This window comes from Streptomyces sp. NPDC107575 (genome assembly GCF_055657265.1).
The window spans coordinates 311,100-329,606 of the sequence record NZ_JBVKBG010000004.1; the positions used below are offsets into that span (position 1 = coordinate 311,100).

The window sequence follows — 18,507 nt, forward strand, 5'->3', positions numbered from 1 at the left end:
GCGTGCACACGGGGGAGGTCCGCATCATGCAGCCGCTTCAGACCGGGGAACCCACGGCGGTGGGGCCCTACCGGTTGCTCGGCAGGATCGGTTCGGGCGGCATGGGCCGGGTCTATCTGGGCCGCAGCGTCGGGGGACGCACCGTCGCCGTGAAGATCGTGCACCCGCACTTCGCGCTCGACGACGAATTCCGGGCGCGTTTCAAGCGCGAGGTGCAGGCGGCCCGCCGGGTGGGCGGCGCCTGGACGGCGCCGGTGCTCGACGCCGACCCGGACGCCGAGGTGCCGTGGGTGGCGACGGGATACGTCGCGGGCCCCTCGCTCACCCAGGCCGCGAGCGAGGGCGCGGGACTGCCCGAGCACTCCGTACGGGTCCTGGGCGCCGGCCTCGCCGAGGCGCTCGCCGCGGTGCACGGCCTGGGTCTCGTGCACCGCGACGTCAAGCCCTCGAACGTGCTGCTGACCCTCGACGGGCCGCGGCTCATCGACTTCGGCATCGCCCGCGCCACCGACGGCACGGCCTCCCTCACCTCCACCGGCGTTTCCATCGGCTCGCCCGGCTACATGTCGCCCGAACAGATCCTCGGCAAGGGCGTCACGGGCGCCGCCGACGTCTTCTCGCTCGGCGCGGTCCTCGTGTACGCGGCCGTGGGGTCGTCCCCCTTCCCCGGTGACTCGTCCGCCGCGCTGCTCTACAAGGTCGTCCACGAGGAGCCCGAACTCGGCTCGCTGACCGGCGAGCTGCGCGAGGTCGCCGCGGCCTGCCTCGCGAAGGACCCGGCCGCGCGCCCCGCTCCCGGGGAGATCGCCCGGCGCCTCGCCCCGGACGGAGCTGCGCGGCTCGTCCAGGCGGGATGGCTGCCCGGCCCGATGGTGGAGGAGGTCTCGCGCGACGCGGTGCGGCTCCTGGACCTGGAGGGCGCGCCCGCCGACGTCCCGCACTCGGGGCCCATGGAGTTCAGCAGCCCCGCCGTCCCCGGGGGGTCGGGGCCCGCGGGCGTCTTCGGACCGCCGGATCCCTCGTACGCGCCCGTGCCCACGCCCCGTACCCAGGAGCCGCCCACCGAGGGGCCGAAGCAGGACGCCGCGCCGGGGCGCCTGTCGATGTCCGTGACGGCGAGCTCGACCCCCGACAAGCCGAACGGCAGGGGCCGCCGCGTCAGTTGCACGGTGGCGCTCGCCGTGGCCGGAGCGTTCGCGGCGGTGACCGTCGGCGGAGTGGTCCTGTTCAGTGTGCTGCCGAGCGAGGGCGGCGGCAGCGACCAGGGCAGCGCGAGCGATGCCGGGCCCGCCTCGTCCGCCGCGCCGAGGACGCCGAGCGCGCCGGGCGTGCCGAAGTTCTACCTGGGCTCGTGGGACGGCCCGGCGAAACAGGCGGGGATCTCCTTCGGCACCTTCCGCGTCGACCTCAAGCAGGCCGAGGCCGGCAAGCAGGTCGGCAAGGTGACGTCGACGGACCCGCTGGGCATCCAGTGCGTCGACGTACTGACCCTGACGTCCGCCGACGGGAAGGCGCTGGTCGCCGCGGGCCGGGCCGCCCCCGGCAACCCGGGCACCTGCGCGAAGGGCCCGCACACCGTGCGCCTCACCCGGGAGGGCGCCTCCCTCAAGTACACCTCGCGGTACCCGGCCGCCGGTGACCCGACGGCGGACCTCGACCGGGTCAAGAGCGGCTGAGGCAGGGGGAGAGGGAGGCGTGGTGCAAGGGGGGCCGCTGATCGCCACCGAGGCGGGAGCGCCGGTCGCGCTGGTCGTGCTCGCCGCGGTGTGGGGCGCGGCCTGCGGGCTGCTGCTGCCGCGGCCCGCGTACCGGCTGTCCGTCGAACCCGGCGAGCCGTGGCGTCCGGCCCGCGGCTGGCTGGGGGCCCGCCCCGGGCCCAGGGCCGCAGGGCTCGCCGCCGTCACCGCGCTCGTCTGCGCGCTGCTCGCCACCACCACAGGCACCCGCCCCGAACTGGGCGCCTGGCTGCTGCTCGCGCCGCTCGGCGTGCTCCTGGCCACCGTCGACTTCGCGGTGAAGCGGCTGCCCGACGTGCTCACGCTGCCGCTCGCCGGGCTCGCCCTGCTGGCGCTCGGCGCGGCGGCGCTGCTGCCGGAGGCGGGCGGGGCGTGGAGCGGCGCACTGTGGGGCGCGCTCGGCCTCGGCGCCGGATATCTGCTCCTGCTCCTCGCGTACCCGAAGGGCATGGGCTTCGGGGACGTGAAGCTCGCGGTGGGGCTCGGCGCGGCGCTCGGCTGGTACGGGTGGGGCGTGCTGTTCCTGGGGGCGTTCGCCGGAGTGCTGTTCAACGGCCTGTACGCCCTGGTCCTCGTGGTGACGCGGCGGGCCGGGAAGGGGACCGAGATCCCCTTCGGGCCCTTCATGATTCTGGGCGCCCTCGCGGGGGTTCTGCTGGGCGGCCTGGGGGCCTGACGCGCGGGGAGAGCGGGGGCCTGACGTGTAAGGGGAGCGGGGGCCTGACGTACGCTGAGATTTCAGCTCAGACTCGTCGAGATTCCAGCTCGGACTCGTCAGAATCCTCCGAAAGGGGCTCGCCCGGTGACCGAGAAGGCCGCGCTTCAGTCCGTCCTCGACCGCGCCGCCGACGGTGGGCGGATCACCCCCGAGGAGGCCGTCGCCCTCTACCGCGACGCCCCGCTGCACGCGCTCGGCGCCGCCGCCGACGCGATCCGCCGCCGCAAGTACGCGGGCATCGAGCACATCGCGACGTACATCATCGAGCGGAACATCAACTACACGAACGTGTGCGTCACGGCGTGCAAGTTCTGCGCCTTCTACGCGGCCCCCAAGGACACCAAGAAGGGCTGGTCCCGCGACCTCGACGACATCCTGCGGCGCTGCGCGGAGACGATCGAGCTGGGCGGCACGCAGATCATGTTCCAGGGCGGCCACCACCCGGACTACGGCGTCGAGTACTACGAGGAGCACTTCGGGGCCATCAAGAAGGAGTACCCCGAGCTCGTCATCCACAGCCTCGGCGCTTCGGAGGTCGAGCACATGGCCCGCATCTCCAAGGTGTCGGTCGAGGAGGCGATCCAGCGGATCCATGCCGCCGGGCTCGACTCCTTCGCGGGCGCGGGTGCGGAACTCCTCCCGGCGCGTCCCCGCAAGGCGATCGCCCCTCTCAAGGAGTCCGGCGAGCGCTGGCTGGAGATCATGGAGACGGCGCACCGGCTGGGCGTCGAGTCGACGTCCACGATGCTCATGGGCACGGGCGAGACCAACGCCGAGCGCATCGAGCACCTGCGCATGATCCGTGACACGCAGGACAAGACGGGTGGCTTCCGCGCCTTCATCCCGTACACGTACCAGCCGGAGAACAACCACCTGAAGGGCCGCACGCAGGCGACGCTCTTCGAGTACCTGCGGATGATCGCGATCGCCCGGATCTTCCTGGACAACGTCCAGCACATCCAGGGCTCGTGGCTGACGACCGGCAAGGAGGTCGGTCAGCTGTCGCTCCACTACGGTGCCGACGACCTCGGCTCGATCATGCTGGAGGAGAACGTGGTCTCCTCGGCCGGTGCCAAGCACCGCTCCAACCGCATGGAGATCATCGAGCTGATCCGCAAGGCGGGCCGCGTGCCGGCGCAGCGCGCCACGACGTACGAGCACCTCGTCGTGCACGACGACCCGGCGAACGACCCGGTCGACGACCGCGTCACCTCGCACATCTCGTCGACCGCGATCGACGGCGGGACGGCTCACCCCGAGCTGAAGCTCGTCTCCACCAACTGAGCCCGCCTTGGCGACACTTCACGTCACCGAGGCGGACGGTTCGGCCGTCCTCGTCGAGGGCGAGACGATCAAGGCGCTGGGCCCGTACGAGGAGTTGGCCGCGCTTGAGGCCTCGTCGCAGGCGCGGGTGCGGCGCTGGCCCGGCATCCTGACGCCCGGCCTCCTCAACCCGTACGGTCCCGAGATCCTCGAGCACACGTACCACCCGGATTCGCGTGAGGCGGACACGTACGGGACGGCGCCGATCGGCGGGGAGCGGGCGCGGGAGATCTTCCGCGGGGACCCGTCCCGGCTCGGCGCGAGTGCCCGGCGCGGTGTGCAACGGCTGTTCGCGCACGGGACGGTGGCGCTCGCGGGGGAGCTCCGCTCCAAGGCGGTCCTCGAGGTGGCGCGCCGCTCCGGCCTCGCGTTCGGCGCCCGCCCGGAGCGGCTGCCGGGCCCGGTGTCACTGTCCCCGCGGCCCATGGTCCTGCTCCCGCCCCTGACGGTCGACGGCCCGGCCCGCTTCGCGATCTTCGACGTGACGGACCGCGCGGACCTTGTGGCCCAGGGGGCGACCACGTGCGTGGCGACGGTGGTCGGCGGGCGGTTGGTGTACCGGGCCCATTGACGGGGCGGTCGGGGGGCGGGGTTTCGTCTACCGGTACCGGCGTTCCGGCACCGGCACCGGCACCGGCACCGGCGTTCCGGCCACGGGGCTCCGCCCCGGACCCCGCGCCTCAATCGCCGGCGGGGCTTGATTTGCCCACCCGCGGCAGGCGTTCGCGGCCCGGACACGGACCCGGACTCGAACCCGGCCCCGAACCGGCCCCGGACTCGAACCGGCCCCGGACTCGAACCGGCCCCGGACTCGAACCGGCCCCGGACCCGAACCGGCCCCGGGCCGCGAATCGCCACCGGCACCGGCACTACGGCCTCGTGCCGCCGCCCATCTCCCACCCACCCGCCCCCTCCAGGGGCGTCGGCCACACGCGGTGTCGCCCCGCCTACTACGAACCGCAGCCAGGCCCGGTTCCCGCCCATCGCGCTCGGCAGTTGCCCCGCCGCTGGCAACTGCCGCGGGGGCTCGCTTCCCCACCGTTGCGGTTGCCCGCCCCCCCCACCTTGGGCAATCTGCCGCCTGGGGCGGCAGGGTGGGCAAGGCGGCCCCCGGTGCCGCGCAACAGGGACGACGGACCACGCCCCGGTACAGCCCATCAGCTCGGTGCCGCGCAACGGTGATGCGGGGCCGAGCCCCGTCTTCGGCGCCGCGTCACGGACACGACGAGCGCCGCCCCGGCACGGCCCCGGGGCCACGGGGGCCGAGCCCCCGGAGGGGGCGGGTGGGCGGGAGATGAGCGGGAACCGGAGCAAAAGGCGGTGCCGCGCAAACCTCACGACAGGCGCCACCCCGGGGAAACGCTCCGCGCGACTCTCGCGACGGGCGGGCCCCGGCAAGGCGCCACCCCCGGCCCGGCGCAACCCTCGCGGTGAGTGCCAACCCCGACTACGCACCACCCCGGCTCCATGCGACCCTCACGACAGACGTCGACCCCGACTACGCGCCATCCCGGCTCCCGGAACCCTCACGACAGGCGTCGACCCCGGCAATGGCGCCGCCCCGGCCCCGCGCCACCCTCACGACAGGCGTCAACCCCGACAAGGCGCCACCCCGGCCCCCGGAACCCTCACCGCGGCCCCCGCCCCGGCACGGGTCACCGCCGGAGGCCCCACGCCGCCTGACACAATGGCGCGGTGACCCGTGCATCCCTGGACAAGCAGCCCCACGAAGTCGCCTCGATGTTCGACGACGTGGCGGAGAAGTACGACCTCACGAACGACGTGCTGTCGCTCGGGCAGACCCGCCTGTGGCGCAAGGAGGTCGCCAAGGCCGTCGACGCCCGCCCCGCACAGAAGGTCCTCGACCTCGCCGCCGGCACCGCCACCTCCTCGCAGCCCTTCGCCCAGGCCGGCGCCTACGTCGTCCCCTGCGACTTCTCCCTCGGCATGCTGCGCGTGGGCAAGCAGCGCCACCCGTGGATGCCGTTCACCGCTGGCGACGGCACGAAGCTGCCGTTCAAGGACGACACGTTCGACGCCGTGACGATCTCCTTCGGGCTGCGCAACATCCAGGAGACCGAGGCCGCGCTGAGCGAGCTGCACCGCGTCACCAAGCCCGGCGGCCGCGTCGTCATCTGCGAGTTCAGCCACCCGACGTGGGCCCCCTTCCGCACCGTCTACACCGAGTACCTGATGCGCGCCCTGCCGCCGGTCGCGCGCGCGGTGTCCTCGAACCCGGACGCGTACGTCTATCTCGCCGAGTCCATCCGCGCCTGGCCCACGCAGCCCGAGCTGGCCGCGCTGATGCAGGACGCCGGCTGGCAGCGGGTGGCCTGGCGGAACCTCACCGGCGGCATCGTCACGCTGCACCGCGGCTACAAGAAGGCGTGAGCACGCGCGCGTACGTGAGCACGCCCGCGTAACGGTTCAACCGCCCCTGACGGCAAACCCATTGCGAGCCCGGCGACCCGGACAAGCCCCTCACGGACACGGACTGAACGACCCGGCGCGCGCCGGCGGCTCGTCCGGCTCGCCGAGCTCCCTGCGCATGCCGCCACCCCGTGGCCCCGGCGCCCGCGGCACGCGCACACCGGCCCCGCCGCCACCGCCCTCGCCCTCACCGAGGTCGAACCAGACCGTGACGACCGCGTCCCGCGGCACCTCGACGCCGGGCAGCGGGTACTGGCGCACCACGTACTCCACCACCACCCGGTCGACGTCGTCCCGGTCCGCCGCCACGATCAGCACGCCCTGCTCACGGGCCGCCTGCCGCGCATCGACCGCCATCAGGCCGACGAGCTTCGGCACGGGCACGTCCGGCGGCCCGGCATCCGGTGTCTTGGGCGTCTTGGGTGTCTTCACCACAGATGTCACCCCCAGGAGGTACCGGAAGGGTAGCTCCTGGGGCGTGGTGTCCGGAAGGTCCGGTCAGCGCTCCCGCGCGCGGGGTCAGAGCTCCAGGCGGAAGCAGTGCCCCTGCCTCCCGGTCGGCGTCACGAACGTCTCGGCCAGTTCCATGCCGAGGCGCCGGGTCACCGCGATCGAGCGCTCGTTGCGGGCGTCGACCATCGCGACGACGCTCGGTATGCCCGCCGCCCGGACCCGCTCAAGGGTCAGCTGCGCGGCCGTCGTCGCGTACCCCTGCCCCCAGTACGCGCGCCCGAGCCGCCAGCCGATCTCGATCTCGCCGGTCGGCCCCCACTCCCGCTCCCAGGGCTGCGCGCCCGTGAACCCGATGACGTCGCCTTCCCCGTCGGTCATCGTCCACAGGCAGAACCCGTGCTCCGCCTCGTGCCTGCGCTGCCGCGCGGTCAGCTCCTCGTACACGGAGAGCTCCGCCGACGCGCCTCCGTGGAACTCCATGACCTCGGGGTGGTCGAACACCCCGTGCCAGGCGAGCGCGTCCTCATGGGTGGGGACGCGCAGATCCACGGCGGGCAGAACTCGACTCATGGGCTGGCCCTTCGGCTGGGTGATCTCAGTCGCTGAATAGACTGCCCATGTCCGTGCCGGACGGCACACCGTTTTCGAGCCTGGGGAGAACCCGCCGTGACCGAGCAGCCCAAGCCCCTCTCCGAGCACAGCGCGGACGTGATCGTCGTCGGGGCCGGACCCGCCGGTTCGACGACCGCCTACTACCTCGCCAAGGCCGGCCTCGACGTCCTGTTGCTGGAGAAGACGGCCTTCCCGCGCGAGAAGGTGTGCGGCGACGGCCTCACCCCCCGTGCCACGAAACAGCTCGTCTCCATGGGGATCGACATCTCCGAGGAGGCCGGCTGGCTGCGCAACAAGGGCCTGCGCATCATCGGCGGCGGCGTCCGCCTCCAGCTCGACTGGCCCGACCTCGCCTCGTACCCGGACTACGGACTCGTTCGCAAGCGCGACGACTTCGACGAGCAGCTCGCGCGCCAGGCGCAGAAGGCGGGCGCGCGGCTCTACGAGCGGTGCAACGTCGGCGCCCCGATCACCGACGAGCGCACCGGCCGCATGACCGGCGTGCACGCCAAGCTGGGCGAGGAGAAGACCCCGGTCACCTTCCACGCCCCGCTGGTCGTCGCGGCCGACGGCAACTCCACGCGGCTCTCGCTCGCGATGGGCCTGCACCGCCGTGAGGACCGCCCGATGGGCGTCGCCGTCCGTACGTACTTCACCTCGCCCCGACACGACGACGACTACCTGGAGTCCTGGCTGGAGCTGTGGGACCGGCGCGGCGCCGAGGACCGGCTGCTTCCCGGCTACGGCTGGATCTTCGGCATGGGCGACGGCACGTCCAACGTCGGCCTGGGCATCCTCAACTCCTCGAAGGCCTTCCGCGAGTTGGACTGGCGCGAGGTCCTCAAGGCCTGGTGCGCGTCGATGCCCGAGGACTGGGGGTACACCCCGGACAACATGACGATGCCGATCCGCGGCGCCGCCCTCCCCATGGCCTTCAACCGCCAGCCGCACTACACCAAGGGCCTGCTCCTGGTCGGCGACGCGGGCGGCCTGGTCAACCCGTTCAACGGTGAGGGCATCGCGTACGCCATGGAGTCCGGCCAGATCGCGGCCGACGTCATCGTGCAGGCCCACGCGCGCGCGACCGACGCCCAGCGCGAACTGGCCCTGCAGCGCTACCCGAAGGTTCTCAAGGACACCTACGGCGGCTACTACACGATGGGCCGCGCCTTCGTGAAGCTCATCGGCAACCCGAAGATCATGAAGATCGCGACGCAGCGGGGTCTGACCCACCCGATGCTGATGAAGTTCACGCTGAAGATGCTCGCGAACCTGACGGACCCGACCGGCGGCGACGCGATGGACCGGGTCATCAACGGGCTGAGCAAGGTCGCCCCGAAGGCCTGACCCAGGCCTGCTCACCAGGGTTTCCGTCCGGCCCCGGCTTTGCCGGGCCGGGCGGCTCGGGGGAGGGTGGACCCATGATTTTCATCGCCGTGAAGTTCACCGTCCGCCCCGAGCACGCCGACTCGTGGCTGGAGAAGACCGCCGCGTTCACCGCGGCCACCCGCGCCGAGGAGGGCAACCTCTTCTTCGACTGGTCCCGCAGCGTCGAGGACCCCCACCAGTTCGTGCTCCTGGAGGGCTTCCGGGACGGCGACGCCGGGGCCGCGCACGTGGGGTCCGACCACTTCAAGGCGGGCCTCGAGACCATGAAGCCGCTCATCGCCTCCACCCCGGAGATCATCAACGCCGACATCCCGAACTCGGGTTGGGGTGAAATGGGCGAACTGGCCCAGTAGTCCGGATTCGCAGACGCCGAAGGCCGCCGCACCCCACGAGGGGAGCGGCGGCCTTCGCCGTATGCCACTGTTTGTCGCCTTCGTCCCTCAAGGGGCGTCAGGCGGCCGTGTGCGGCCCTCAGTCGGCCGCGGGGCCCCGGGGGCCCTGAGGTTCACAGAAACCTCGCAGAACGCTCGGGGAGCGCTCAGAGCACGCGCACCGCGCCGGTCGGCTGGTCGTAGGAGAGCGGCTTCTCGACGACACCGGTCGAGGAGTTCTGCGCGCCCACGAAGTTGCCGCCGCCGACGTAGATCGCCACGTGGTAGGCGCTGCCCGCGCTGCCCCAGTAGAGGATGTCGCCGGGCTGCAGGTTGTCGAGGCCGACCTGGGTGCCCTGCGTCGACTGGTCCTGCGAGACGCGCGGCAGGTCGACACCGGCCTGCTTGTACGCGGCCTGCACCAGGCCCGAGCAGTCCCACGAGCTGGGGCCCGTGCCACCGGAGACGTAGGCGTCGCCGATGTGCGACTTCACGAACGACACGATGGCGGCGGCGGAGCCGCTGGCCGGCGCGGGGGCCTCCGACGAGGAGGACGACGCGGCGGTGGACGCCAGCGTGGTGCGCTCGCTGGAGCGGGAGGCCTCGGCCTTCGCCTCGGCCTGGCGCTTCGCCTCGGCCTCGGCCTTGGCCTTCGCTTCGGCCTTCTTCTGGGCCTCGGCCTTCTTCTCGGCGGCGACCTGGTCCTTCTTCGCCTGGGTCGCGGCCTTGTCGAACGCGGCGTCGCGCTCGGCCTGGACCTGGTAGTTGGCCGCGGCCTGCTGGGTGGCGTCCGCGGACTGGGCGACCTGGGAAGAGAGGTCGGTGGTGAGCGTGGGCATCTCGATGGTCTGCGTCACCGGCTCGGCGGCGTTGGCCGAACCAGCCGCACCAGCGACTGCCAGGGTGCTGAGGACGCCACCGGTAACTCCGGCGCGCAGGGCCATCTTCGAGGCGCTGCGACGGGGCTTCCGGTGGCTGGGTATGTGAGCGGTGTGGGACATGAGACCAACCGGTATCAGGGCCTCCCCGATCCCTTCAAGAAACGTGTGGTGCGCCACAGTTGTGGAGCGGAGAGCCGAAACCGGCGCCCGACAGGCTTTATTGACGCCGTAACGGGCATATTGGACAAGCCTTCGCACCGCGCTGAGCACGGGTTTTCAGCAATACGCCCGAATTGCCCGACGCTTACCACCCGTTGAGGCCGTTGGCCAAGCCCGGTTTCTGACGGTGTGACTACCACGTGATGCAGGTCACAAGTGGACCCCTAGGGGGTGCGGTGCACACGCGATGAACACATCTCGCGTCCACTTCCATTCACACCCATCCCTCCAACGTGTGAACGGCGTCCACTATCAGCCAACCCCGTCCAGCACCAATTTGCTTGCATGCGCCACCTCTTGATAGTGGACGCACCGCCCCGACCAGGGGTAACGCGCCAAGTTGTCACCACTGGTGATCACTCAGGTGCTTCGCGTGTGAAGATCACCGCTCATCCGACTTCATGATCCTTCGTCAGGTGGTGGAGATCACAAAGTAGTTGGCGCACCCCGTGTCGCAGATCACAGAGTTGCAGGCATAGGATGCGGGGCAAGTTGGGCTTGTGACCCGCTTCACATGTAGGCGATCTTCGACCGTTCGCAGGACGTGGGGTGCGGGGCGCGGGTTCATGCAACCGCCAGCAGTCAATGCCGACTGAGAGGAGCGAGGAGCGGTGAACGCTTATGCGCCCATCCTCGTACTGGGAGCCCTCGGGGCAGGCTTTGCGATCTTCTCCGTGGTCATGGCCACGCTTGTCGGTCCAAAGCGGTACAACCGGGCCAAGCTGGAAGCCTACGAGTGCGGGATCGAGCCGACCCCCACGCCGGCCGGTGGCGGGCGCTTCCCCATCAAGTACTACCTGACGGCGATGCTCTTCATCGTCTTCGACATCGAGATCGTCTTTCTCTACCCCTGGGCCGTCACCTTCGACGCCCTCGGGGTGTTCGGGCTCGTAGAGATGCTGCTCTTCGTGCTCACCGTCTTCGTCGCGTACGCGTACGTATGGCGGCGCGGCGGCCTGGAATGGGACTGAGCCCCGTATAGGGGAGACCAGGAGCCACAGACCAATGGGACTCGAAGAAAAGCTGCCGAGCGGATTCCTGTTGACCACCGTCGAACAGGCCGCGGGCTGGGTGCGCAAGTCGTCCATGTTCCCCGCCACGTTCGGACTCGCCTGTTGCGCCATCGAGATGATGACGACGGGCGCGGGCCGCTACGACCTGGCGCGGTTCGGCATGGAGGTCTTCCGCGGATCGCCCCGCCAGGCGGACCTGATGATCGTGGCCGGGCGGGTGAGCCAGAAGATGGCGCCTGTCCTCCGCCAGGTCTACGACCAGATGCCGAACCCCAAGTGGGTCATCTCCATGGGCGTCTGCGCCTCGTCCGGCGGGATGTTCAACAACTACGCGATCGTGCAGGGCGTCGACCACGTCGTTCCGGTCGACATCTATCTGCCCGGCTGCCCGCCCCGGCCCGAGATGCTGATGGACGCGATCCTCAAGCTCCACGAGAAGGTGCAGGGCGGCAAGCTCGGCGTGAACGCCGAGGAGGCGGCCCGTGAGGCGGAGGAAGCGGCGCGCAAGGCGCTCCCGACGATCGAGATGAAGGGGCTGCTGCGGTGAGCGACGCGCACGGCGACAAGGGATCGAACGGGGTCAACCCCGAAAAGGACCTCAGCGCTTCCAACCTTCCGGGGCAGCGCGGCGATCAGGGCGAGGAGATCCGCGTCCAGCGCGGCATGTTCGGCGCCAACAACGGCGGTGACACTTCCGGCTACGGCGGCCTCGTCCGCTCCATCCGGCTGCCCGGAGAATCCTCCCGCCCCTACGGCGGCTGGTTCGACGAGGTGGCGGACGAGCTGGAGGGCGCCCTGGAGGAACAGGGCCTCGTCCCCGAGAACGCCATCGACAAGACGGTCGTCGACCGCGACGAGCTCACCTTCCACATCGAGCGCGAGCACCTGGTCCGCGTCGCCCGCACGCTGCGCGACGACCCGGCCCTGCGCTTCGAACTGTGCACGGGGGTCTCGGCGGTGCACTACCCCGAGGACAAGGGCCGCGAGCTGCACGCCGTCTACCACCTGCGCTCGATCACCCACAACCGGCTGATCCGCCTCGAGGTCTCCGCGCCCGACGCGGACCCGCACATTCCGTCCCTGGTCCCGGTGTATCCGACGAACGACTGGCACGAGCGTGAGGCGTACGACTTCTTCGGGCTCGTCTTCGACGGCCACCCCGCGCTGACTCGGATCATGATGCCGGACGACTGGCAGGGCTTCCCGCAGCGCAAGGACTACCCCCTCGGCGGCATCCCCGTCGAGTACAAGGGCGCCCAGATCCCGGCTCCGGACCAGCGGAGGTCGTACTCCTGATGACCACTTCTTCTGCCTCCCCGCGCGAGACCACCGAAGGCACCGTCTACACGGTCACCGGAGGTGACTGGGACGAGGTCGCCGAGGCGGCCGCCAAGTCCGACGACGAGCGCATCATCGTCAACATGGGTCCCCAGCACCCCTCCACGCACGGGGTGTTGCGCCTGATCCTGGAGATCGACGGCGAGACGGTCACCGAGGCCCGCTGCGGCATCGGCTACCTCCACACCGGCATCGAGAAGAACCTCGAGTACCGCACGTGGACCCAGGGCACCACGTTCGTGACGCGCATGGACTACCTGACGCCCTTCTACAACGAGACGGCGTACTGCCTCGCCGTCGAGAAGCTCCTCGGCATCGAGGACGAGGTCCCGGACCGCGCCAACATCATCCGCGTGCTCCTCATGGAGCTGAACCGGATGTCCTCGCACCTGGTGGCCATCGCCACCGGCGGCATGGAGCTCGGCGCGACCACGATCATGATCTACGGATTCCGCGATCGTGAACTCGTTCTCGACATCTACGAGTTGATCACCGGCCTGCGCATGAACCACGCGTACATCCGGCCCGGCGGGCTCGCCCAGGACCTGCCGCCCGGCGCGGTGGACCAGCTCCGCGAGTTCGTGAAGAAGATGAAGAAGAACCTTCCCGAGTACGACAAGCTCGCCACCGGGAACCCCATCTTCAAGGCCCGTATGCAGGACGTCGGCTACCTCGACCTCGCGGGCTGCATGGCCCTCGGCGCCACAGGACCGATCCTGCGCTCCGCAGGCCTGCCGCACGACCTGCGCAAGGCGCAGCCCTACTGCGGCTACGAGAACTACGACTTCGAGATCCCGACCGCCGACACCTGCGACTCCTACGGACGCTTCCTGATCCGCCTGGAGGAGATGCGCCAGTCGCTGCGCATCGTCGAGCAGTGCCTGGACCGCCTGGAGCCGGGCCCGGTCATGGTCGGCGACAAGAAGATCGCCTGGCCCGCCCAGCTGGCCCTCGGCCCGGACGGTCTCGGCAACTCGCTGGACCACATCAAGAACATCATGGGCACCTCCATGGAGGCCCTCATCCACCACTTCAAGCTGGTGACCGAGGGCTTCCGCGTCCCGCCGGGACAGACCTACGCGGCCGTGGAGTCGCCCAAGGGCGAGCTGGGTGTGCACGCCGTGTCCGACGGCGGCACCCGCCCGTTCCGGGTCCACTTCCGCGACCCGTCCTTCACCAACCTTCAGGCCATGGCGGCGATGTGCGAGGGCGGCCAGGTCGCCGACGTCATCGTCGCCGTCGCGTCCATCGACCCCGTGATGGGAGGCGTCGACCGGTGACCACCAGTTCTTCGGAGCAGGGCGTGAGTCTGGGCATGCCACAGCTGCCCGCGCCCGCGTACCCGGACGACGTCCGAACCCGCCTGGAGGCCGACGCGAAGGAGATCATCTCCCGCTACCCCGGCTCCCGCTCGGCGCTGCTTCCGCTGCTGCACCTCGTGCAGTCGGAGGAAGGCCATGTCACGCGCACCGGCATGCAGTTCTGCGCGGACATGCTCGGCCTGACCACCGCCGAGGTCACGGCCGTCGCGACCTTCTACACGATGTACCGAAGGAAGCCGAGCGGCGACTACCAGGTGGGTGTCTGCACCAATACCTTGTGCGCCGTCATGGGCGGTGACGCCATCTTCGAGTCGCTCCAGGAGCACCTCGAGGTCGGCAACAACGGGACGACGGACGACGGCAAGATCACGCTGGAGCACATCGAGTGCAACGCCGCTTGTGATTTCGCTCCCGTGGTGATGGTCAACTGGGAGTTCTTCGACAACCAGACGCCCGAGACCGCCAAGCAGCTCGTCGACGACCTGCGCTCGGGCGCCGAGGTGACGCCCACGCGCGGCGCTCCCTTGTGCACCTTCAAGGAGACCGCGCGCATCCTGGCCGGGTTCCCCGACGAGCGCGCGGGGGCCGTCGAGGCCGGCGGCAGCGCGGGGCCCGCCTCGCTGATCGGGCTCCGCCTGGCCAAGGGCGAGACGGAGCCCGCGCGCGTGGTCCACCCGCGCGGCGAGGGCATCGAGGGCGAGCCGCCCCACGACCCGTCGCCCACCGAGCACTTGAGCTCGCACGACGCGCCGCAGGACACGTCGGCCTCCGACCCGCAGCACCCAGCGGGACCGACCGCCGAGGAGGGGGAGTGATGACCTTGGCAGCCGAGATCGAGAACAACGACACCAGCCCGGAGAAGCTGCTCTCTCCGGTCCTGTCGGCCTTCTGGGACCAGGACAAGTCCTGGTCTTTGGATGTGTACCGCCGGCACGAGGGATACGAGGGGCTGCGCAAGGCCCTCGCCATGGCACCGGACGACCTGATCGCGTATGTGAAGGACGCGGGGCTCCGCGGGCGTGGTGGCGCCGGGTTCCCGACGGGGATGAAGTGGCAGTTCATCCCGCAGGGAGACGGCAAGCCGCACTATCTAGTTGTCAACGCCGACGAATCGGAGCCGGGGACCTGCAAGGACATCCCGCTCCTCTTCGCGAACCCGCACAGCCTCATCGAGGGCATCGTGATCGCCTGTTACGCGATCCGTTCCGAGCACGCGTTCATCTACCTTCGGGGTGAAGTGGTCCCCGTACTGCGGCGCCTGCACGAGGCCGTGCGCGAGGCCTACGCCGCGGGGTATCTCGGGCAGAACATCCTGGGCAGCGGGCTCAATCTCGAACTCACCGTGCACGCCGGCGCGGGCGCGTACATCTGTGGTGAGGAGACCGCACTCCTGGACTCGCTCGAAGGCCGCCGTGGTCAGCCGCGACTCCGTCCCCCCTTCCCTGCCGTCGCGGGCCTCTACGCCTGCCCCACTGTGGTGAACAACGTCGAGTCCATCGCGTCGGTTCCCGCCATCATCAATCGGGGCAAGGACTGGTTCAAATCGATGGGCAGCGAGAAGTCCCCGGGCTTCACGCTGTACTCGCTCAGCGGCCACGTCGCGAGCCCCGGCCAGTACGAGGCGCCGCTCGGCATCACGCTGCGCCAGCTGCTCGACATGAGCGGCGGCATGCGCCCGGGCCACCGCCTCAAGTTCTGGACCCCGGGCGGCAGTTCGACGCCGATGTTCACCGAGGAGCACCTCGACGTACCCCTCGACTACGAGGGTGTCGGCGCCGCCGGATCGATGCTCGGCACCAAGGCGCTGCAGTGCTTCGACGAGACGACCTGCGTCGTGCGCGCGGTCACGAGGTGGACCGAGTTCTACGCCCACGAGTCCTGCGGCAAGTGCACGCCGTGCCGTGAAGGAACGTACTGGCTCGTCCAGTTGCTCCGCGACATCGAGGCCGGCAAGGGCACGATGTCCGACCTCGACAAGCTCAACGACATCGCCGACAACATCAACGGCAAGTCGTTCTGCGCCCTAGGCGACGGCGCCGCCTCGCCGATCTTCTCCTCGCTCAAGTACTTCCGCGAGGAGTACGAGCAGCACATCACGGGCAAGGCCTGCCCCTTCGACCCGGCCAGGTCCACGCTCTGGGCGGACCGGGCCGACAAGCACCGCACGGAGGTGAACGCATGACTGTGACCGCTAGCGCTCCCTCCGGGGGCGGCGAGGCGGCGGTTCCGCCCGAGGACCTCGTGTCGTTGACGATCGACGGCATCGAGATCAGCGTCCCCAAGGGGACCCTGGTCATCCGGGCCGCCGAGATGCTCGGCATCGAGATCCCGCGCTTCTGCGACCACCCGCTGCTCGACCCGGCGGGCGCCTGCCGGCAGTGCATCGTGGAGGTGGAGGGCCAGCGCAAGCCGATGGCGTCCTGCACCATCACCTGCACCGACGGCATGGTGGTCAAGAGCCAGCTCTCCTCCCCGGTCGCCGAGAAGGCGCAGAAGGGGGTCATGGAGCTGCTGCTCATCAACCACCCCCTCGACTGCCCGGTCTGCGACAAGGGCGGCGAGTGCCCGCTGCAGAACCAGGCGATGTCGCACGGCCAGGCCGACTCGCGCTTCGAGGGCAAGAAGCGGACCTACGAGAAGCCGGTCCCGATCTCCAAGCAGGTGCTGCTCGACCGCGAGCGGTGCGTGCTGTGCGCGCGCTGCACCCGGTTCTCCAACCAGATCGCGGGCGACCCGATGATCGAGCTGATCGAGCGCGGCGCGCTCCAGCAGGTCGGCACGGGTGAGGGCGACCCCTTCGAGTCGTACTTCTCCGGGAACACGATCCAGATCTGTCCGGTCGGCGCGCTGACCTCGGCGGCGTACCGGTTCCGCTCCCGGCCCTTCGACCTCGTGTCGTCGCCGAGCGTGTGCGAGCACTGCGCCGGCGGCTGCGCGACCCGCACGGACCACCGGCGCGGCAAGGTCATGCGCCGCCTCGCGGCCAACGACCCCGAGGTCAACGAGGAGTGGATCTGCGACAAGGGCCGCTTCGGCTTCCGGTACGCGCAGAAGCCCGACCGGCTCACCCACCCTCTCGTACGGGACGCGGAGAGCGGTGAACTGCGGCCCGCTGCCTGGCCGGAGGCGCTGGAGACCGCCGCGCGCGGGCTCGCCGCCGCCCGCGGCCGGGCCGGGGTGCTCACCGGTGGCCGTCTCACCGTCGAGGACGCCTACGCGTACAGCAAGTTCGCGCGCGTCGCCCTCGACACGAACGACATCGACTTCCGCGCGCGCGTGCACAGCAGCGAGGAAGCGGACTTCCTTGCGGCGCGCGTCGCCGGTCGCGGTCGCGATCTGGACGGCAGCGGCGTCACGTACACGAAGCTGGAGAAGGCCCCGGCCGTTCTCCTCGTCGGGTTCGAGTCGGAGGAGGAGGCGCCCGGCGTCTTCCTCAAGCTCCGCAAGGCCTGGCGGGGGCACGGGCAGAAGGTCTACTCGCTGGCCACGCACGAGACGCGCGGCCTGGAGAAGGCGGGCGGCATGCTGCTGCCGGCCGCTCCCGGCACCGAGCCCGAGTGGCTGGACGCGCTCGCCTCCGGTGTCGGCCTCGAAGGCGGGGGAGCGGACGCCGCGCAGGCGCTGCGCGGCGAAGGCGCCGTGATCGTCGTCGGCGAGCGGGTCGCGGCCGTGTCCGGTGGTCTCACCGCCGCCGTACGGGCCGCTTCCGCGACCGGGGCCGAGCTGGTGTGGATCCCGCGCAGGGCCGGTGAGCGCGGCGCCGTCGAGGCGGGCGCGTTGCCGTCGCTGCTGCCGGGCGGCAGGCCCGCGACCGACCCGCGCGCGCGGGACCAGGTCGCCGCCGCCTGGGGTGTGGCCGAGCTGCCGCACCGCTTCGGGCGGGACACCGGGCAGATCGTGGAGGCCGCGGCCACCGGCGAACTGGGGGCCCTGGTGGTCGCCGGCGTCGAGGTCGCCGACCTGCCGTCCCCGGCACGCGCGCGTGAAGCCCTTCACGAGGTGGGCTTCCTGATCTCCATGGAGCAGCGGCCCAGCGAGGTCACCGACCACGCCGACGTCGTCCTTCCGGTGGCCGCGGTCGCCGAGAAGGCGGGCACGTTCCTCAACTGGGAGGGACGCGCCCGGATGTTCGAGGCCGCGCTGAAGCCCGACCAGATGACGCGGCAGGTCGCGCCCACGGACGCGCGCGTGCTGCAGATGGTGGCGGACGCCATGGACGTCCACCTGGGGCTGCCGGATCTGCGGTCGCTGCGCGGCGAGTTGGACCGGCTGGGCAACTGGGACGGGCCGCACGCGACCGAGCCGCTGGAGACGTCAGGTCAGCTGCCGCGCCCCTCCTCCGGAGAGGCCGTCCTCGCCGGGCACCGGCTGCTGCTCGACCTGGGCCGCCTCCAGGAGGGCGACGAAGCGCTCGCCGGGACCCGGCACGCCGCCCACGCGCGCGTGTCCGCTGCGACCGCCGCCGAGGCGGGCGTCAAGGACGGCGACGTACTGACGGTCACCGGGGCCCTGGGTAGCGTCGCGTTCCCGCTCCAGGTCACCGAGATGCCCGACCGCGTCGTGTGGCTGCCGCTCAACTCCGAGGGCGGCGGCGTCGCTTCGGACACGGGGGCCGTCCCCGGCGACCTGGTGAAGATCGGCCCGGCCGTCGCCGCCGGAGCCCCGGAGGTGCAGTCATGAACTCACTGGGAATGAGCCAGGT

The 18,507-nt window shown here is 70.8% G+C and carries 17 protein-coding genes; 14 read left to right on the forward strand and 3 right to left on the reverse strand.

What is annotated here, in order from left to right:
• The first annotated feature begins 26 nt into the window (after positions 1–26).
• From ACZ7L4_RS21015 to ACZ7L4_RS21035, 5 genes are all read left to right on the forward strand, one after another.
• Positions 27–1,676 carry a serine/threonine-protein kinase gene (locus ACZ7L4_RS21015; RefSeq protein ID WP_472104543.1) on the forward strand — a complete coding sequence of 550 codons (1,650 nt, stop codon included), beginning with the start codon at positions 27–29 and terminating at the stop codon, positions 1,674–1,676.
• Positions 1,677–1,698: 22 nt separating this feature from the next.
• Complete coding sequence (locus tag ACZ7L4_RS21020; protein WP_472105626.1) at positions 1,699–2,412, forward strand: prepilin peptidase; 714 nt, start codon at positions 1,699–1,701, stop codon at positions 2,410–2,412.
• Positions 2,413–2,538: 126 nt separating this feature from the next.
• Positions 2,539–3,738, forward strand: coding sequence for a cyclic dehypoxanthinyl futalosine synthase (gene mqnC / locus ACZ7L4_RS21025; RefSeq protein ID WP_472104545.1), 1,200 nt, complete (start codon positions 2,539–2,541; stop codon positions 3,736–3,738).
• A gap of 7 nt (positions 3,739–3,745) precedes the next feature.
• Entirely contained in the window at positions 3,746–4,348 is a 603-nt protein-coding gene (locus tag ACZ7L4_RS21030; protein WP_472104547.1) for a hypothetical protein, read from the forward strand.
• Between the two features lie 1,124 nt (positions 4,349–5,472).
• Positions 5,473–6,168 (forward strand): demethylmenaquinone methyltransferase, encoded by a 696-nt coding sequence (locus tag ACZ7L4_RS21035; protein ID WP_472104549.1) that lies wholly within the window; start codon positions 5,473–5,475, stop codon positions 6,166–6,168.
• Between the two features lie 90 nt (positions 6,169–6,258).
• Here ACZ7L4_RS21035 and ACZ7L4_RS21040 read toward each other — a convergent pair whose 3' ends face one another.
• On the reverse strand, positions 6,259–6,564 hold the full coding sequence (locus ACZ7L4_RS21040; protein WP_472105628.1) for a PASTA domain-containing protein: 306 nt from the start codon (positions 6,562–6,564) through the stop codon (positions 6,259–6,261).
• Positions 6,565–6,726: 162 nt separating this feature from the next.
• A complete protein-coding gene (locus ACZ7L4_RS21045; RefSeq protein ID WP_472104551.1) occupies positions 6,727–7,230 on the reverse strand; it encodes a GNAT family N-acetyltransferase in 504 nt (167 codons plus the stop codon).
• Positions 7,231–7,326: 96 nt separating this feature from the next.
• On the opposite strand from ACZ7L4_RS21045, the gene ACZ7L4_RS21050 reads away from it, so the two are divergent.
• Together ACZ7L4_RS21050 and ACZ7L4_RS21055 are read left to right on the forward strand one after the other, a co-directional pair.
• Positions 7,327–8,619 (forward strand): geranylgeranyl reductase family protein, encoded by a 1,293-nt coding sequence (locus ACZ7L4_RS21050; protein WP_472104553.1) that lies wholly within the window; start codon positions 7,327–7,329, stop codon positions 8,617–8,619.
• 74 nt (positions 8,620–8,693) lie between these two features.
• Positions 8,694–9,014: a putative quinol monooxygenase gene (locus ACZ7L4_RS21055; RefSeq protein ID WP_472104555.1), complete on the forward strand. Its 321-nt coding sequence runs from the start codon at positions 8,694–8,696 to the stop codon at positions 9,012–9,014.
• A gap of 185 nt (positions 9,015–9,199) precedes the next feature.
• On the opposite strand, the gene ACZ7L4_RS21060 is transcribed toward ACZ7L4_RS21055, so the two are convergent.
• A complete protein-coding gene (locus ACZ7L4_RS21060) occupies positions 9,200–10,033 on the reverse strand; it encodes a C40 family peptidase (protein ID WP_450817077.1) in 834 nt (277 codons plus the stop codon).
• 710 nt (positions 10,034–10,743) lie between these two features.
• Here ACZ7L4_RS21060 and ACZ7L4_RS21065 point away from each other — a divergent pair.
• Genes ACZ7L4_RS21065 through ACZ7L4_RS21095 form a run of 7 tightly spaced genes read left to right on the forward strand, consistent with a single transcriptional unit; the run spans position 10,744 to position 18,485 of the window.
• Positions 10,744–11,103 (forward strand): NADH-quinone oxidoreductase subunit A, encoded by a 360-nt coding sequence (locus tag ACZ7L4_RS21065; RefSeq protein WP_306321116.1) that lies wholly within the window; start codon positions 10,744–10,746, stop codon positions 11,101–11,103.
• Between the two features lie 34 nt (positions 11,104–11,137).
• Positions 11,138–11,692, forward strand: coding sequence for a NuoB/complex I 20 kDa subunit family protein (locus ACZ7L4_RS21070; protein WP_450817078.1), 555 nt, complete (start codon positions 11,138–11,140; stop codon positions 11,690–11,692).
• Positions 11,689–12,441 (forward strand): NADH-quinone oxidoreductase subunit C, encoded by a 753-nt coding sequence (locus tag ACZ7L4_RS21075; protein ID WP_472104558.1) that lies wholly within the window; start codon positions 11,689–11,691, stop codon positions 12,439–12,441. Before ACZ7L4_RS21070 ends, ACZ7L4_RS21075 begins: the two co-directional genes overlap by 4 nt.
• The gene (locus tag ACZ7L4_RS21080) at positions 12,441–13,763 is read left to right on the forward strand and encodes an NADH-quinone oxidoreductase subunit D (protein WP_472104560.1); all 1,323 of its coding nucleotides are present in this window, start codon (positions 12,441–12,443) and stop codon (positions 13,761–13,763) included. The genes ACZ7L4_RS21075 and ACZ7L4_RS21080 overlap by 1 nt, the downstream gene beginning before the upstream one ends.
• Positions 13,760–14,620, forward strand: a complete 861-nt coding sequence (gene nuoE / locus ACZ7L4_RS21085) for an NADH-quinone oxidoreductase subunit NuoE (RefSeq protein WP_472104562.1) — start codon at positions 13,760–13,762, stop codon at positions 14,618–14,620. Before ACZ7L4_RS21080 ends, nuoE begins: the two co-directional genes overlap by 4 nt.
• Positions 14,620–15,987: an NADH-quinone oxidoreductase subunit NuoF gene (gene nuoF, locus ACZ7L4_RS21090; RefSeq protein ID WP_450817082.1), complete on the forward strand. Its 1,368-nt coding sequence runs from the start codon at positions 14,620–14,622 to the stop codon at positions 15,985–15,987. Before nuoE ends, nuoF begins: the two co-directional genes overlap by 1 nt.
• Complete coding sequence (locus tag ACZ7L4_RS21095) at positions 15,984–18,485, forward strand: NADH-quinone oxidoreductase subunit G (RefSeq protein WP_472104564.1); 2,502 nt, start codon at positions 15,984–15,986, stop codon at positions 18,483–18,485. The genes nuoF and ACZ7L4_RS21095 overlap by 4 nt, the downstream gene beginning before the upstream one ends.
• Positions 18,486–18,507: the final 22 nt, after the last annotated feature.